The organism is Desulfovibrio sp. GTC20076, from assembly GCF_055385905.1.
Genome location: NZ_AP039366.1, coordinates 2611112 through 2628527 on the forward strand (window position 1 = coordinate 2611112; position 17416 = coordinate 2628527).

The 17416-nt window shown below is 59.2% G+C and carries 12 protein-coding genes; 8 read left to right on the forward strand and 4 right to left on the reverse strand.

Annotation, left to right across the window (positions count from 1 at the left end):
- Positions 1-10 precede the first annotated feature (10 nt).
- Positions 11-1138: a hypothetical protein gene (locus ACZ495_RS11505; RefSeq protein WP_464262292.1), complete on the reverse strand. Its 1128-nt coding sequence runs from the start codon at positions 1136-1138 to the stop codon at positions 11-13.
- Between the two features lie 144 nt (positions 1139-1282).
- Here ACZ495_RS11505 and ACZ495_RS11510 point away from each other — a divergent pair, with 144 nt between their 5' ends.
- The 6 genes from ACZ495_RS11510 (at position 1283) to ACZ495_RS11535 (ending at position 11992) form a co-directional block, all read left to right on the forward strand.
- A complete protein-coding gene (locus ACZ495_RS11510; protein ID WP_012623677.1) occupies positions 1283-2299 on the forward strand; it encodes an NAD-dependent epimerase in 1017 nt (338 codons plus the stop codon).
- Positions 2296-4560, forward strand: a complete 2265-nt coding sequence (locus tag ACZ495_RS11515; RefSeq protein ID WP_012623676.1) for a peptidase U32 family protein — start codon at positions 2296-2298, stop codon at positions 4558-4560. Before ACZ495_RS11510 ends, ACZ495_RS11515 begins: the two co-directional genes overlap by 4 nt.
- An 89-nt stretch (positions 4561-4649) precedes the next feature.
- Positions 4650-5657 carry an N-6 DNA methylase gene (locus ACZ495_RS11520; RefSeq protein WP_394027804.1) on the forward strand — a complete coding sequence of 336 codons (1008 nt, stop codon included), beginning with the start codon at positions 4650-4652 and terminating at the stop codon, positions 5655-5657.
- 13 nt (positions 5658-5670) lie between these two features.
- Positions 5671-9195: a UvrD-helicase domain-containing protein gene (locus ACZ495_RS11525; RefSeq protein ID WP_464262293.1), complete on the forward strand. Its 3525-nt coding sequence runs from the start codon at positions 5671-5673 to the stop codon at positions 9193-9195.
- 770 nt (positions 9196-9965) lie between these two features.
- Entirely contained in the window at positions 9966-10463 is a 498-nt protein-coding gene (locus tag ACZ495_RS11530; protein ID WP_012623673.1) for a C40 family peptidase, read from the forward strand.
- 881 nt (positions 10464-11344) lie between these two features.
- Positions 11345-11992, forward strand: a complete 648-nt coding sequence (locus ACZ495_RS11535) for a MerR family transcriptional regulator (protein ID WP_072311950.1) — start codon at positions 11345-11347, stop codon at positions 11990-11992.
- 992 nt (positions 11993-12984) lie between these two features.
- Here ACZ495_RS11535 and ACZ495_RS11540 read toward each other — a convergent pair.
- Positions 12985-13815: a DsbA family protein gene (locus tag ACZ495_RS11540; RefSeq protein WP_394026816.1), complete on the reverse strand. Its 831-nt coding sequence runs from the start codon at positions 13813-13815 to the stop codon at positions 12985-12987.
- A 21-nt stretch (positions 13816-13836) separates the two neighbouring features.
- Positions 13837-14244 carry a response regulator gene (locus ACZ495_RS11545; RefSeq protein ID WP_012623670.1) on the reverse strand — a complete coding sequence of 136 codons (408 nt, stop codon included), beginning with the start codon at positions 14242-14244 and terminating at the stop codon, positions 13837-13839.
- Positions 14245-14540: 296 nt separating this feature from the next.
- Between ACZ495_RS11545 and ACZ495_RS11550 the strand changes: the two genes are divergently transcribed.
- Positions 14541-15329 (forward strand): ParA family protein, encoded by a 789-nt coding sequence (locus ACZ495_RS11550; protein ID WP_012623669.1) that lies wholly within the window; start codon positions 14541-14543, stop codon positions 15327-15329.
- A gap of 114 nt (positions 15330-15443) precedes the next feature.
- Here the strand turns inward: ACZ495_RS11550 and ACZ495_RS11555 are convergent, their stop codons facing one another.
- Complete coding sequence (locus tag ACZ495_RS11555) at positions 15444-15851, reverse strand: hypothetical protein (RefSeq protein ID WP_012623668.1); 408 nt, start codon at positions 15849-15851, stop codon at positions 15444-15446.
- Between the two features lie 235 nt (positions 15852-16086).
- On the opposite strand from ACZ495_RS11555, the gene ACZ495_RS11560 reads away from it, so the two are divergent.
- Positions 16087-17001, forward strand: a complete 915-nt coding sequence (locus ACZ495_RS11560; RefSeq protein WP_012623667.1) for a ParB/RepB/Spo0J family partition protein — start codon at positions 16087-16089, stop codon at positions 16999-17001.
- The last annotated feature ends 415 nt before the right edge of the window (positions 17002-17416 follow it).

Consider the following 17416-nt stretch of genomic DNA (forward strand, 5'->3'; position numbering starts at 1 on the left):
CTGCGTTTGCTCAGACCTTTCCGGCTGACCGGCTTTTGGCCTCATTGTCTCCGGTATCTGCAGGAACTTCGGCAGATATTTCGGGCGAGATTATTTCAGCATCCGTAATCTCGTCTTCAGCGTTTCCGGCAGATGAAAAACCCTCACTGCCCGAAGCATTGCGGCCCTTCTGACCATACTCTTCGTGTTTCCCGGCTTCCCGGGTTTCCCGGTTTTCCGTAGGCGGCGCACCGTCCGCCGGCGGCAAGGCTGCCCGGGCGTCCACAATGCGGGCCTCACCCAGCGCCAGGCGCTGTTCTTCCGTCTGCGGCAGCGGAATACAGTTTTTGTCCACCAGCACTATGCCCGTGCGCTCCAGCACTTCGCGGCGGTAGGCAAACTCCTGCTGCATGCGGTGATGGCGATAGATAAACAGGCGGTGCACAAGATAGCACACGGCAATCATGGCCGCCACGCTGCCCGCGATCCAGGGAATATAGGGAACAAGGGAACTGCCCAGAGCCACAAGGGCCGTGAATGCCCCGTCCACAAAAAAAAGCGCGGCCCCGAGCAGCAGAATGCCCAGCAGCACCACCACCGTGGGCGCATTGCGGATGATGGCGTAAAAACGCTGCAACCGTTCAGGTACCTGATCGGCATCGGCAGCATGGCCGCCTCCGCCGGATGCAGCCACATCCCCGGCTTCACGCCCGAGAAAGCGCGAAACCCAGGTTCCGGCAAGGTGCACGATAAGTATGAGGCCCACCGGGGCCAGAATGGCGGCCAGCACCCAGCCAAGCCAGGGAAAGCGCGCCATGGGCGGCCCGCCCGGCACTTCCGGCGCGGCATGCATGACTCCATAAAAAAATGCCACGCCGCCCACGGCCAGTTCCACAAAGAAAATGGCTATCATGAGGTATAAAAGGGCGTCTTTGTGCTGCCCGGCGTACCAGGGTTGCGCGGCCACGGAAGCCGGACGCCCCGCTGAGCTTTTGCCCGCCCTGGCGGAGGAAGCGCCTTCACCGGGCTTTCCGGCGGGCTTGCGGTCGTCAGCCGGGCGTTCCGCGCCCGCTCCATCAGCACTGCCGGCCGGGGCGCGGCGCTCTTTCTTGTCGGATATGTGCATGCTCACCTCTGGCTGCGCAGCATACTTTGCCACGGGCCATCCCGCAAGCCCCAGACCCGTTCCGGACGGCCGGGCGCGGCAGATTTTCATCAAAGCCATCCCGGGCCTGCGGCCTTTGCTTGCTCACGGACGGCATCTGGCTTACCTTGCCTGCATGCACAACTGGAGGAAAATCATATGCACGTTCTGGTAACCGGCGCGGCAGGATTCATCGGCTATCACCTGGCTGCACGGCTGCTGGCCGACGGGCACAGCGTGGTAGGCATTGACAATTGCAACGATTACTACGACGTGCAGTTGAAAAAAGACCGCCTGGCGCAACTGGCCGCCTTGCCCCAGGCCTCGTGCTTTCGTTTCGAACCGCTGGACCTGGCCGACGGGCCGGGCATGTCCGCCCTTTTCGCGCGCGAAGGTTTCAGCCATGTTGTGAATCTGGCCGCGCAGGCCGGGGTGCGCTACAGCCTCGTCAATCCCGAATCCTATCTCAGCTCCAACCTGACAGGCTTTGGTCATGTGCTTGAAGGCTGCCGCCACAACAAGGTCGGCCACCTGCTTTTTGCCTCATCTTCTTCGGTCTACGGGCTCAACGCGGCCCAACCCTACTCTGTACGGCACAATGTGGACCATCCGGTTAGCCTGTATGCGGCCACCAAAAAAAGCAACGAGCTTATGGCCCATTCCTACAGCCATCTCTACGGTATCCCCTGCACCGGGCTGCGTTTCTTCACCGTATACGGCCCGTGGGGCAGGCCGGACATGGCCCTGCACCTTTTTACCACCGCCATTGTGCGCGGCGAACCCATCAAGGTCTTTAACGAAGGCCGCATGCGCCGCGACTTCACCTATATTGACGACATAGTGGAAGGCATTGTACGCCTGCTGCCCCTGGCCCCCGGCCCAGACCCGGCCTTTGACCCGGCAGCGCCCGACCCGGCTTCCAGTTCCGCGCCCTGGCGCATTTATAATATCGGCAATAACAATACGGTGGAACTCAACGATTTTATCGCCACCCTTGAAGACGCGCTGGGCATGAAAGCCCGCAAGGACATGCTGCCCATGCAGCCCGGCGACGTAAAGGCCACCTGGGCCGACATCAACGACCTCACCGCCCTTACGGGTTTTGCCCCGTCGACGCCCTTGCGCGAGGGCATCGCCCGCTTTGTGGAATGGTATAAAGAGTATTATAAAATATGAGTGATTCTTCAATTATTCCGGCGTCTGGCGCTGTTACTGTTCCCACTCCGGCCCGGCCGGAAATTCTGGCCCCTGCAGGAGACACTCCGTCTTTTCTGGCAGCACTGGCTGCCGGGGCAGACGCCATCTATCTGGGCCTCAAGCATTTTTCGGCGCGCATGCAGGCCGAAAACTTCGGCCTGACCGAACTTTCACGCCTGACCGACCTGGCCCATGCCGAAAATGCCCGCGTTTATGTGGCCATGAATACGCTTATCAAGCCGGACGAGCCTGCCGCCGCCTACCGCCTCACCAAGCGGCTGGCAACCCAGGTGCGCCCGGACGGCCTTATCGTGCAGGATCTTGCCATACTCGATCTGGCGCGCCAGGCCGGTTTTGAGGGCGGCATTTTTCTTTCCACCCTCGCCAACCTCACGCATCCCGACGCCCTTGTGGAAGCAAAAAAGCTTGGGGCCAGCCGCGTTATCCTGCCGCGTGAGCTTTCCATTGACGAAATACGCCTCATGGGCGAAGCCTGCCCCGAAGGGCTTGACCTTGAGTGCTTTGTGCACGGTGCTTTGTGCTATTGCGTTTCCGGCCGTTGCTACTGGTCCAGCTATATGGGCGGCAAAAGTGGCCTGCGCGGCCGTTGTGTGCAGCCTTGCCGCCGCGTCTACCGCCAGGGCGGCCCCGCTGCGCTGGCCCTTGTCCGCAATGCGGAACGGGAAGAAATGGACCGCGCCCGGCAGGAACAGTCCCGCATGGATATCGCGCGCAAGGATCGCCGGGGTTCACGTGACACCCGCGACCGTGGCGACGGCCGCCGTGATGGACGACATGACCGCAATGAAGCCGCCGCCCTTGCCCATGGCCGGGGGCGCTCCGGCCGGCAGGGAAGCATGCGCGGTCCCGGCCGCAAGGAACACAGCGGGCGCTGGTTTTCCTGCCTTGACCTTTCCCTTGACGTGCTTGCCAAAACACTGCTGGACATCCCCCACCTCGTTTCCTGGAAGATTGAAGGACGCAAGAAAGGGCCGCACTACGTTTATCATGTGGTCACGGCCTATCGCATGCTGCGTGATAATCCCGGCGACCCCAAGGCCCGCAAGACCGCTGAAGAAATCCTTCAGATGGCCCTGGGCCGTCCGGCCACCCGGGCACGTTTTTTGCCGCAGAAAGACAATACCGTGCCTACCACGCCCGACGGCCAGACCAGTTCCGGCCTTCTGGCGGGCAAACTGCGCATCGAGCAGGACGGCAGCGTGGTGCTGAAACCCCACCTGGAACTGCTGCCGCAGGACTACCTGCGCGTGGGCGTGGAAGACGAGCGCTGGCATGCCACCCTGCCCGTGACAAGGCGTATTCCCAAAGGCGGCAGCCTCATCATGCGCCTGCCCAAGCACAAAACGCCCAAAGCGGGCACGTCCGTTTTTCTTATTGACCGGCGCGAGCCGGAGCTTATGCGCATTCTCAAAAGCTGGCAGGCACGCCTTGACCAGTTTCCCGGCCGCCAGAGCAAGGCCGTGGAATCCAGCCCGCGTATGCCTGCACCCGTCAGGCCGAGACCCCGCCCGGACATGTACGTCCGCTCCAGCATTCCGCAGGGCAAAGACATGCGCGGCGGTAAAAACCAGTTGCAGGCCCTCTGGCTTTCGCCCCGCAGCGCCGACATCTCGCGCACGGTGGTGCAGCGCATCTGCTGGTGGCTGCCGCCCGTGGTCTGGCCCGGCGAAGAAGAAACCCTGCGCCGCAGCGTTGCGCGCCTCTGGCGTGACGGTGCGCGTCACTTTGTCTGTAACGAGCCGTGGCAGCGCGGCCTGTTCCCCGACAGTCTGGACGAAAACGCCGATCTGCTGGTGGGGCCGTTCTGCAACGCGGCCAATGCCCCTGCCCTGGGCATACTGGCAGGCATGGGCTTTACAGGAGCGTTTGTAAGCCCGGAACTGCCGCGTGAAGAAATGCTGGCCCTGCCCCGCCAAAGCCCCCTGCCCCTTGGCGCGGTGCTTTCCGGCTTCTGGCCTGTGGGGCTGAGCCGTTTCGGCCTGCTTGGCGTCAAGACCAACGAGCCGTTCCTGAGTCCCAAGGGCGAGCCTTTCTGGGCGCGGCAGTACGGCGGCAATATCTGGATATATCCCGGCTGGCCTCTTGACCTCACCGCCAAAAGGCAGGAAATGGCCGCCGCGGGCTACGGATTTTTTGCGCACATGCAGGAAAACCCGCCAGCCAGCCTGCCCGACATGCGGCGCGAAAGCCTGTTCAACTGGGACGGCTCATTGCTGTAAGCAATATGGAATATGCCCGGGCGGCAGCAAAGGCCGCTGCCCGGCGCGCAACACAAGGTACGTCCGCAACACGGCGGCACACAGTGACGATGACGCAATATGCCGCGCCACATGATGTCATGAGCGCCCGGGCGCGCTTTCCGGCCGGGCTGGAACAGCCCGAGGGCAGCCTTCGCTTTGGGGCGGACGCGCTGTTGCTGGCAGCCTTTGTTACGCGGCATCTGGAAGCAAAAAAACACAGATACGCGGCTGGCGGATCCCTTGCGCGGTCTCCCGGACTGCCCCCTGTGCCTGTTGCGGAGCTTGGCAGCGGCTGTGGCGCGGCCTTGCTGGCCCTGGCCCTGCGCTGCCCGCAGGTGGCGGGGCTGGGTCTTGAGCGTGAAGAGCCGCTGGTACAGGCGGCGCGGCGCAATGCTCGCCTGTTGGGCTTGTCCGGCCATGTCGGCCTGCCCGATGTATCCGATCTGCCAGATATGACGGCGAGTCTGGACGGGCTTGACGGGGTGACCGCTCCGTCCGGGCAAGCGCGCTTTGCCATGCTGGACATCGCCGACAGGTCAGCTCTGGCCGCCCTTGCCGTTCCTGCGCTACCGCATACGCAAGCCAGCCCGGCGGGCGCAAGACGACTGGCCGGAAACCAGCACATCGTCATGGCCAACCCCCCGTACGATACCGGGGGCCGCCCTTCGCCCCGGGCCATGCGAGAGCGCGCCCTGCGCGGAAACGGCAACACCGCCGGCGGAGAAAAGGTGCTGGATACATTCTGCCGTGCCGCCGCCATGCTGTTGCGCCATCAGGGATATTTCTTCTGTATTCATGACGCTCGCGCCCTGCCGCAGCTTTGCGCCGCCATGCAGGCGGCCCGCTTTGGGATCAGGCGTATTCTGCCCGTGCATGCCCGCGCGGGCGGCCCTGCCCTGCGAATATTGGTAGAATCACGCAAAAATGCGGCCCACGACACGGTACTTGAAGCACCATTGTGCCTGCACGGCGATTCTCCCGATGCCAAGCCGCTGTGGACAGCCGAAGCGCTGCGCTTTTGCCCCTGGCTGAGCCGGAACGATGCCGGCGACAGTGCTCTTTTCACCGCATCATGACAGAGAACCGCATATGAATTTCATAGCCGACCTGCACATTCATTCCCGTTTTTCCCGTGCCACCAGCAAGGCCCTCAATGCCCGCCATCTGGCCGCGTGGGCGCGCTGCAAAGGCATCGGCGTTCTTGGCACGGGCGACTTCACCCATCCGCAGTGGCGGGCGGAACTTTCAGAGCAGCTTGAGCTGGACGAATCCAGCGGCATGTACCGCCTCAAAGGAGAGCCGGAAGAGCTTGATGTCATGGCCGGCGGGCATATGGGCGACGGCAGTGCCGAAAAGCCGCTTTTCATGCTTCAGGCCGAGATCAGCTCCATCTACAAACGGCACGGCAAGGTGCGCAAGGTACATAATCTCATTTTTGTGCGCACGCTTGAAGATGCCGAAAGGCTTTCGCTGCGCCTCGAGCAGATCGGCAACCTGCACTCGGACGGAAGGCCCATTCTCGGCCTTGACTCGCGCGACCTGCTGGAGATCATGCTGGAATGCGCCGAAGATTCCGTGATGATTCCCGCCCATATATGGACCCCCTGGTTCGCGCTTTTTGGCTCCAAGTCCGGCTTTGATCGCCTGACCGACTGCTACGGCGACCTTTCGGAACATATTTTTGCCCTTGAAACCGGCCTTTCTTCCGACCCGGAGATGAACCGCCTGGTCAGTCAGCTCGATGGCTACGCCCTTGTATCCAATTCAGATGCGCATTCCGGAGCCAACCTGGGCCGCGAGGCCAATCTTTTTGCGGGGCGTCCCTCCTATGCGGGCATGTTTGAAGCGTTACGCACGGCGGCTCGCCGTCAGCCGCAGGATGCCCTGGACTGCCGCTTTCTCGGCACAATGGAATTCTACCCGGACGAAGGCAAATACCATCTGGACGGGCACCGCGCCTGCAACGTGGTTCTGGAACCCAGAGAATCACGCAAGCTCGGCAATATCTGCCCTGTATGCGGCAAACCGCTCACTGTGGGCGTGCTGCACCGCGTATGGGAACTGGCCGACAGGGAAGAGTCACCCCAGCTTCCGCATGAACCTGAAGCCCGGCCGCTTATACCTCTGCCCGAAGTGGTGGGAGAAATTCTGGGCGTGGGCATCGCATCACGCAGGGTGCAGGAGCGCTATGGCAGCCTGCTGCGCGAGCTTGGCCCGGAGCTGGACATTCTTTGCCGCATGCCCGAGCAGGAAATACGCGACCACTGGGAGCCGCTGGGCGAAGCCGTGGCCCGCATGCGCCGGGGGCAGGTCTTCCGCCAGGGCGGATACGACGGCGAATACGGTGTGGTGCGTGTTTTTACGCCTGAAGAACTGGACGACATACGCAATACCTGGCGTGGCGCTAGGCGCGGCGCCCTGCCCGGCCTTGCCCCTGTCAAAAGCCGCAAGGCCGGGCCGAGCGCGGCTGACGCCGCCAAAATCACCGGCGACAGTGCCACCGGTACAGCCCCAGCAGTCAAAATGCGCCGGACCAGGGCAGCCTCGATGAACATGCTGGACCTCATGAAAGAACGGCCCGCCGCAGCCTCGCCCTCCCAAGCCGGCCAGCCGGGGCACGGCACATCAGCATCAGGCGGCACAGGGTCCTTCAGCGAAGAACAGTATCAGGCCCTTGTGGCCGGACCCGGTCCGGTGCTGGTGCAGGCCGGTCCCGGCGCGGGTAAAACACGTGTGCTTGTGGGCCGCATCCAGCACCTGCTTGATCAGGGTACAGCGCCGCACAAACTGCTTGCCGTTACCTTTACGCGCCGCGCCGCCAATGAAATGCGCCAGCGCCTTGCCGCTGTCTTGCCGCACATGCAGGACCTGCCCTGCTGCGACACCCTGCACGGCCTGGCATGGGGCCGAATGCGCGCTGTCACCCAGGCTCAGGGGCAAGAATGCCTGCTGCTTGGCGAAGACGCCGCCCTGCGTTTTTTCATGGCTGCCAACCCGCAACTGCAGGCACGCGAGGCGCGCGAACTGTGGCGCCAGCTTTCTCTGGCGCGCGAAACACGTCACACCCTGCACGCAGGGCATGCCGCGCTTGAACTGGCTGCCGCCCGCTATACGGCCCGCAAGGCCGAACGGCCGGACTTTCGCTATGTCGACTACGCAGACCTGCTGGACTGGTGGCTGGACCATCTGGATGACCTGCCGCGCGACATGCTGCCGCAACATGTGCTGGTGGACGAAGTGCAGGACCTTTCACCCGTGCAGCTTGATATCATACGAGGCATGCTGCCGCCTGACGGTTCCGGCTTTTTCGGCATCGGCGATCCGGATCAGGCCATTTACGGCTTTCGCGGCGTGTCGGGACAAAGCGAGGCCAGCTTGCGCTCCATATGGCCCGGGCTGTCTGTTTACTGCCTCGGCCGCAGCTTCCGCTCCAGCCAGGCAGTGCTGAACATGGCGCACAACCTGCTGCTCCACAAAGGGCAATGCGGCCCCCTCACCGCGGCACAGAGCCTCAATGCGCAGTTGCGCCTGTTTTCCGCACCGGACCAGCAAGCCGAACTGCGCTGGATAAGCCGCCGGGTGCAGGCCCTGCTTGGGGCCACAGGCCATACTCTGCTGGATCAGCAGCAGAACAGCGCCGAAGCGCACGAACTGGACGGAACGCTTGCCCCCGGCGATATTGCCGTTCTTGTGCGCCTGCGCGCACAGATACCCCCGCTGAAGGCCGCGCTGGAGCAGGCTGGCATTCCTTGTTCGGCCCCGGTCGAAGAAGCCTTCTGGCAGGATGCCGCCTGCGCCCGGCTGCTTGCACTGGCCGCGGTGTATTGTGGTTTTTCCGGGCTGGCACAGGTATTTGATGCAGCCACGCCGCAGCAAAGCTTGCAAAAAGATCTGGACACCGCGACAGACAATCCCTTTGCCGCTGCCGGTCCCCTGCCCCCCCCGGGCGATCTGGAAAGCTGGCTGGCCGGACAAAACTGGGCAGGCGAGGTACTGCTTACCGGGCGGGCCTGGCGCGAACTGAAACGAAGCTGGAAAGAACAGGAAAGCTGGCAGGAATTTTTGCACCATCTGGCATGGCTGCAGGAAACAGAGATGGTGCGCAACAAGGCCGAGCATGTGCAGATCATGACCATGCACGCATCCAAAGGACTTGAATTCCAGGCAGTCTTTTTGCCCGGCCTTGAGGACGGCCTGCTGCCTTTGCGCCGTGATATGCTTTTCGGCCCGGCCACGGATGCGATCACGGGGGCGGCAAGGAATACGGGCAACAGCAACGCCGACACCGCTGATGCCATCGCCCCGACCGTAGCTGACACCGCACGCACTGACGCCGGGCCTGCCGCAAACGAGTATGAGGCCCCGGAACAGGAAGATGAAGAACGCCGCCTGCTTTATGTGGCCCTGACCCGTGCCGCCCGCGCGCTTTTTGTGAGTCACAGCGCCAGGCGCACCCTGTACGGAAAAAGCCTTGCCCTGCCGCCTTCGCCCTTTCTTGAGCAGATACGCCATTGCTGCCGCCAGAGCGTCCTGACCCCGCACAGGCAGACGCTTGTGCGCTCCCTTTCCCTGCTGCCGCCAGGGCCGGAGGAAAAACCAAGGGGCAAATCCTGAGCCGGAAACTGACGTAGTTTGGCATTAAAAATATAGAGATGCAGGGTAAGCGAACCTTGAAACAATCCTTGATGTCTGCCTGAACTTTTGCGCCCAACGAACTGGCAATATCTTTACTGATCATTGTCCTGTTTCACAGGTAATAACGTAGATATTACCAACGGCGCTCCGCACTCTTGTACCGCATAAGAATATTTCAGCCTTGAGAACATGTATTTTCAAGGTTGAAAGAGCGCTCGTTACGGCATCTAACGGTGTAACCGAATTGCGCATATACCGTCCGGGGGCGGCTGTTCACGTGGCGGTCAGAGCAGCTAAAAGTGCTCTACAAGGGTTTGCCTCCGAATCCTTGTAGCCAGCCGGTAAGGCGGTTTTGCCGACCGTCAAGCAATCAGTCGAAGCGTTACTTGCGCTAAAAGATATTACGCAGCTGGCCTGGCAGTGCAAACCCATAGTTACGGACAAAAATCCGGATTTTTTCTCCGTTGCCGCAGGGCGTACTGTACACAGACCGCATGGGGATTGCCTGTACAGGGGCCGCGTCAGAATGCAGACACAAGGCCCGGCAGAAGCTGCTGCCGAAACAATTTGATATTTCTAAACAATTTCTACCAGTTGAAATAGCATCCCTTTTGCTGCCCAAAACCGTCTGGCACGCATTATGCTTGGGTAACATTGCGGGTTATCAAGTATTTTGCCCTGTTGCCATAAAAGGCATGGGTTGCACAGAAAACCACCTGCCCGCAAGGGTCTCTGTGCATGAGGCTGCCATGAAAGGAATGACCGACATACATATTTTTTCAAAGCCGTGGGCTGCGCTGCTCATGCTCGCTTTTTTTCTGCTTGCCGGGTGCGGCCTGCAACGTCCGGTAGATCCCGGTCCAGCTCCGGAGTCCGCCCACAAGGTAGTGCGCACGGCCTACAGCCAGATGGGGAAAAAATACCGTTCCGGCGGCGCCTCGCCGCAAAAGGGTTTTGACTGCTCCGGACTCATCTGGTGGGTCTACAAACAGAACGGCTACAAGGTTCCCCGCATTACCGTGGACCAGGCCAAGACCGGGTATGCTGTGCCCAAGGATCAGGCGCGGCCCGGAGACATCGTTGTCTTCCGTACCGGCTCAAGCCCGCGCGGCCTGCATACCGGCATCTACGCCGGGGGCGACAGCTTTATCCACAGCCCGCGCCGGGGTGAAAAGGTGCGTATGGAAAGCATAACCATCCCCTACTGGCGCAGCAAGCTCATCGCCGTGCGCCGTGTGGTGCGCTGACGGCCCGACTGGCGAGGTCTATGAATGCAGGCCGCAAGCCCCTAGCAGGCGGCCTGCCTCCCCAGCCGCCTCAATGCGGCGGTGAGCAGTCAACGGCACTGACCGTGGGTATGCACGACCAGAAATCTGATCTCTCCCAGCCCCTGCTCCCAACACCTGTGGTGCCATACACTGATCCCGGTGCTGCTTGCATTCCCCTGCTCTACCGGAGCGCGACACCGGCCAGCCAGCCTATCAGAGATGCCCGTTTGTCAGAGATTCCCATCCGGCGATATGGAACACAACAACCGACCGCTCACACTGCGCAATGCCGCAACTGATATTGCGGTTCTCAGTCCCTTCCGCCTGACTATGGGGTACGGCAAACAGACTGCCTTACGCAGCACCCTGTTATTGCCAGTACCGCAGTGCCAGACAGTATCGTTTTTTTCCGCAGGTACCTGCATGCAAAGCCGGTGAGCCACAGATGCATGCACGTCTGCCGCCAGGGACCGCTGTCAGGCAATTCCGATATGCAATACGTCATCTTTTCGCGGCTTGCGGCTATTTTTAGCTTCTTTTTCCTACAGTTTCATGCGTGTTGCCATTCCTTTTTTGCGGCAACAACTGCGTCAAATTCGACACATGGCAGTGCACCGGCGACAGTTTTTCACTCGCGCAATATCGATATTGCGCAATATCCCTGCCAGCACCCCTCTTTTTTACCGCTTTTGCTTGCCATTATTATTGTTTTCGCGTAACCCGTGAGAAAATGCGCAGCGTAGTTTCCTTGTTGCGGTTATGACGTCTCCTGCGGCCCTGCTCTTTTTCAAGCACACTTCCTTATGGGTCCGGGCAACAACGCAACAATATGTAAGTTCACGCTTCGCACAGGAGGAAACATGGCGCGCAAAACTGCTATTAGTGAAAGTCTGCTGAGCATTGCGGACATATCCCGCCATTTTTCTCTCCCGGAATCCACAACCCGCTATTACTGCAAGCGCTTTGCCGCCTTTATTCCCAGTGTGGGCGAAGGCAGAAGACGGCGCTACCGCCCCGAAACGCTTGAAGTTATCGCCGCCATACTTGAGCAGATGCAAAAATCCCGCACGGCGGCCGCTGTGGAAGACGCCCTTCTGGCGCGTTTTCCGCGTAATGCTGTGGCCCTTGCGGGCAATGCCCCGCTTCAGGCTGTTCAGCCGCCCGCCCAGGATTTTTTTCCCTCAGCAGCATTGCAGTTGATGGAACGGCAAACCACAGCACTGGAAGGGATTGCGCAATTGCTGCACGCCGTTGTGGAACGTCTGCCTGCGCAGGCGGGCCAGACTGCTCCCGGAGCTTCCGGACAAAATGCGGATTTGCGACAAGAACTTGATACCCTGCGCCTTTTACTCCATTCATCTGAAAAAACGCAACAGGCTGACCTTGAACAGTTACGGCAATGGATGGGACGCATAATCCGCAGCAAAGGCGCTGCGGAAAACCCGGCTGATGCCACAGAACCATCGTTGAAGCAGGGAAAAGCCGCTTCCGGTTCCGGACAGTCATAACTGACCAGAGGCAAATCCCGCTACAACCCATATGCCACAGGCCCCGCAGCAAACCCGGCCCATGTGCAAAGAACACCGCCCCCCGCTTAGCCGACTCCCCACCATTTGCCCGCTGTGCCGGTACCGCACTGTTTCAAAGCGGGTGTGACAGTGCGCCTTGCGTTTCTACGGACACTGTGCGCAACATGCTTCTCTTCTCTGCCCCCGGTCAGCGACACATAAAAAGCCATACCGCGCCATCCCCTGCCACACGGGCAACACAAACAGAGGCAGCAAGCGATAAATCCTGTACATGGCACCGTGAATCCTGTTCTGCCAAACCGTATTGGATGCAGCGCAACAGGGGCAAGCTCGCGCTCCCGACCATCCCCTTGTGCGCTCTACACCTGACACACAGTGAAGGCGAAAACGCGCCTTCATAACTCCGCCATTCTGTTACCCGTTCCTCACGAGGACCCCACTGCCGGACAGGCGATCATCCTTCACGCCGGCATTCGCGCCGTGGGGCATTCTCCGGCCTTGCCGCAAGCCAGGCGCGCCGCACAAATCTGCACAAGCACAGCAAGCACCTCGGGGCACTCCGTGACAATACCCGGAAACAAGGACAGGACACAAACTTCAGCCTTCCGCAGCCAAAACGGGCAGCAACAGTATTGGGCCAAACGGTTTTTCCGCATCCCTGAGACTTCAACGCCCCCGATGTCGTATCGGGCAGCTCACAGACATCTTGCACGCCGCCAAAAAACAAAGGCCCCACGCATTTCTGCGAAGGGCCTTTATGAAGAGCCGATGTCTTTTTGCTTGCACCAGGCGTTTGCGCCAAGCGCCTGCATCAGGCGTTTACCGGACATCCGCGGCAGGGGCGCCTGCATCAGATATGAGCTGGTCACGCCTACCCGGCTTTATGCCCGCTCTATCCCGCTCTGCTCTTCTTTGAGCAAAAAACAAAATTATCCGGAACATCATGACATATTGACAAGCAGCTCTGTGCTTTATTTTGCGGACTTGTTGTCTGCCTGATTTTTAGCCATATCCACCGCTCTTTTGAAAAGATCGGGCGGCAGCGCTCCCCGTACCACGAGGTCGTTGACCAAGAAATACGGTGTTCCTTCCACGCCCAGTTTTTGCGCGTCCTGCTGATCTTCGTCCATAATATCAGAAACTTTTTTGCTGTGTACGTCTTTGGCAAGGCGTTTCATATCTACGCCGAGGTCCTGGGCGGTCTTTTTCAAAAAAGTTTCGCCTTCGGTGACGAGCCGGTTTCTGTCAGCAAAAAGCGCGTCATGAAATTTCCAGGCTTTTTCTTCGCTCTGCTGGGCTACAGCAAGAAAATATCTGGACGCGATACTGGCCGGACCCTTTTCGTCCAGCGGCAGGTTTTTGAATACCAGGCTCACGTCCTTGCCATATTCTTTCATGATGCCGCTCACTGTGCCCGCGGCCTGCTGGCAGAAATGGCAGGTAAAGTCAGAAAACGCCACTATACGCACCTTGGCGTTTTTTGCCCCAAGCACGGGGCGCCCCTCCACCTTGACGGGCTTGGGCGTTTTCATTTCCTGGTTCCATTGCGCTTCAAGGCTGCGCTGGCGGCGCAGGTTTGAACCCTGCTGCGCAATATCAAGCACGGCTTCGCTATGTTTGCGCAGCACGTCCATAACAAGATCCGGCCGCTCCTGAAAAAGTTTTTCCAGCATTTGCGGCAGATTTTCTTCCGTCACCTGAACAGAAGCGGCCCGTGCACCTTGCTGCGCCAGCAGCGCCCAACCCCCAAAAGTCATCAAGCCCAAAAGGGCTACGGCCCCTGCTTTTTTAAATACTGTCATAAAACATCCTGTCAACGTCTATCAAGACGGATTATTGGCGCCACCCTGCTCCGCCTCAAGGCGGCATTGCGTTGCGGCATCTTCGATTTTAAACAGCAGCTCATCGAGGTCAACGGGCTTCATCAGATAGCCGAAAGCCCCTTCGCTCATGGCCTGCACGGCCAACTGCATATCTGCATGTCCGGAAAGAAGAATGACCTGCGTACACGGCCAGAGCCTGTGGATTTTTTGCAGGGCGCTCATGCCGTCCATAACAGGCATTTTCACATCCATGATAACAACATGATACGCCGTGTCTTCCATCGCGTTCAGGGCCAGTTGCCCATTCGCGGCCGTGGCGCATTCGTAGCCCCTGCGGCCCAGCCGTTTGGCCAGGATGCGTGTGACTTCTTCCTCGTCATCAACCAGAAGGATCTTTTTAAACCCCATACACGCCTACCATCATGTTCAGTATGTTCAGAAACGTCCTTATTTTACCCTGCAAACACGTTGGGGGGCAAGGCTCCGGCCATAAAAATTTTAACTTTTTTAGCTTTGCAGTTTATTTTTTTATACCTTGACGGTACACGCGCTCTCTTTTAATAACTACACAATGTGCTGACGTGTTTTTTACAAATGTTTCATGTGAAACGTTCAAAAAAACAAACGCGTCACATGGCCTGTTTGCCCGCAGAGACCGGCAGACGGCAACTTTACACCACTGCCCTTTCGGCGGGGAGGCTTTCATGGCTCGCATTATTTCCATTGCCAACCAAAAAGGCGGCGTGGGCAAAACCACCACGGCCATCAACCTGTCCGCGGCGCTGGCCGTTATGGAAAAAAAAGTTCTGCTTGTTGACTGTGACCCACAGGCCAACAGCACCAGCGGACTTGGCCTGCAACAGGAAAACCTGCACGGCGACCTGTACAACACGTTTTATGAGCCGGAACAGGTACGTCAAAATATAGCCAAAAGCCGATCACCGTTTTTGGACATCCTGCCTGCCAGCACAAACCTTGTCGCCGTTGAACTGGAACTGGTAGACAAGATGGCGCGCGAATTTTACCTGGACGAATGCCTCAAGGCCGTTCAGAAAGATTATGAGTACATAATACTCGACTGCCCTCCTTCGTTGGGCCTGCTTACCCTCAATGCCCTGTGCGCCTCCAGGGAACTGCTTATTCCTCTGCAGTGCGAATTTTTTGCGCTCGAAGGCATAGTCAAACTGTTGCAGACCTACGAACAGGTAAAAAAACGGCTGAACCCGGAACTTTCGCTGCTGGGCGTGGTGCTGACCATGTATGACACGCGCAACCGCCTTACGCGCGAAGTAAAAAATGAAGTGCGGCGCTGCTTTCCCGACCATCTTTTTGAAACGGTCATTCCGCGCAACGTGCGCTTGTCCGAAGCGCCGAGCCACGGCAAGTCCATCATCCACTACGACATCAAATCCAAGGGCGCGGACGCCTACCTTGGACTGTCAAAAGAAGTGGTGCTGCGGCGGCCTTCAAAAAAAAGCACTGTGCTGCAATAGATTCTCACAGTGCTTACGGCATTGAGAGCAAAAAAGCAGGGCCCGCAGGTTTGACACATGCGGGTCCTGGCAGTCGGAAATGAATATCGACAGATCCTTATGGTGAAATGGGGTCTACTCCGCCCTGGGCGTGGTATGCTCCACCGCCACATGCTTATGAAAGTGTTTTTTCCTGATTGTCGTGCGACAGCATTTGCAAAGAAAAACAAGCAGTCCGCCGATATTGGCGTTAGTCAGCAAAAAAGGCTGCGCAGGGTCTGTCCGCCAGTCGTCAGTTTTTGCACCGCAATGGGGACAGGCCACGTCAGGTGTGTAGGGATATTTAAAGTCCCAGTACTGCAAAAGCTGTTCAAAGCCTTTAAGAGGCGCTTCTGCCTGCACAAGGGGCTTGTCCGCTGGCTGGCAGCTTATATGGCTGCGGATCTTTGGCTCGATCTGTTCCCAAAGTTTGTATGAAAGCTGCACAGCTTCCACATTGCCTTTGGCGTCAGTGACATAGCGTAGCTCGGGATGTTCAAACATTGACCTGTCCTTTTGCTTGCCTGCGGCACGGCCGGGCGCGGGCTTGGGGCCGCAATACATGCGGCTGGATGCCCCGGCGGCTCACGCCGGGAAACTATTATGACCGTGGCATGCCGCAGGTTGCCGTGTCGCGGACGGCCTTGTCAAGGCTCACGGCCGGGCAAAGCACTTTTCATGATGAAACAGCAACTGAAAGCGCCCGCATCCGGGCGCGAGAACATATGAGGTGATACATATGAGCGGCAACAAGAAGGGATTGGGAAGAGGTCTGGACGCGCTTTTTGGCGGTTCTGAACCCAAACGTGAACAGGAAGCGGCAAGCAGCAGTCTGCCCGTTTCTTCTTTGCGCCCCAACCCGGGTCAGCCCCGCAGACACTTTGACGAGGTCGCCCTGCGCGAACTGGCGGCCTCCATCAAGGCTCAGGGTATTATCCAGCCCCTGCTGGTACGCCCCCTCGCAGGAGGCGAAACCTACCAGATAGTGGCCGGCGAGCGCCGCTGGCGTGCCGCGCAGATGGCCGGTCTTGACAATGTACCTGTATATATTCGTGAATTGAGCGATAAAGAGGTTATGGCCGCCGCGCTTATTGAAAACCTGCAGCGCGAAGATCTCAACCCCATTGAAGAAGCCGAGGCCCTTCAGGCCCTGCGCGAGGCCCTGGATCTGACGCAGGAAGAACTGGCGGCACGTCTTGGCAAAAGCCGCCCGGCCGTTGCCAACGCATTGCGCCTATTGCAGTTAAGCGCCGCCGCGCGGGAAGACCTTCAGACCGGGCGTATCAGCGCCGGACATGCCCGCTGCCTTCTTGGCATTGACGAGCCTGCCGCTGCCGAAGCCCTGCGCCTGCGCATACAAAGCCACGGCATGACCGTGCGCGAGGCTGAAGACGCCGCGGCCTTCTGGCGCGGCAACTCTGCCCTCCCCTGGCTGGAAGAGGAAAAACAGGATCGCAAGCCCGCGCCGCAAAAAATTTCACGCAAGAAAAGCCCGGCATTCAAGGTACTGCAAAAAGACCTGAGCAGCGCCCTGGGCTGCGCTGCCAAAATAAGCGGCGACGAAAACGGCGGGCGCATTTCATTGAATTACGCTAACAAGCAGGAGCTGGACGCATTGCTGGAAAAATTTGGTGTGGCTCTTGAGGGGCAATAGCGCAAACGCACTTTGAACTGGCGCTGTCTCCCCACACGCTGGTGGCATTACAAGAATATGCACAGCTTGCCCGGACACTATTTTACGGCTTATCTGGCCTCATAAATGGATAAACTCCTGTGCGCCGGGCTAAGAAAATGCTTGCCCCTTGAGAAGAGGACTTCTGCGCTGCGGACAGCAGGTTGCCCGTAAAAATGCTGATGTAATCTGTACACGGGCGGATGGGACAAAAGGCCCTGAATTTTTCATGCAAGACGAAAGCGGCGGATGACGTTGTGCGGCGCAGCGGCAATCAGCAGGCGAAGAAGGAAGCTCCCGCGGCAAAAGCCGCACGGCCCCCACGACCACAAGATAACCGGCTACCCCGGGCTAGCCCGGGGAGTGCTGATCTGCCGCGCAGGGGCGCAGCCCTTGA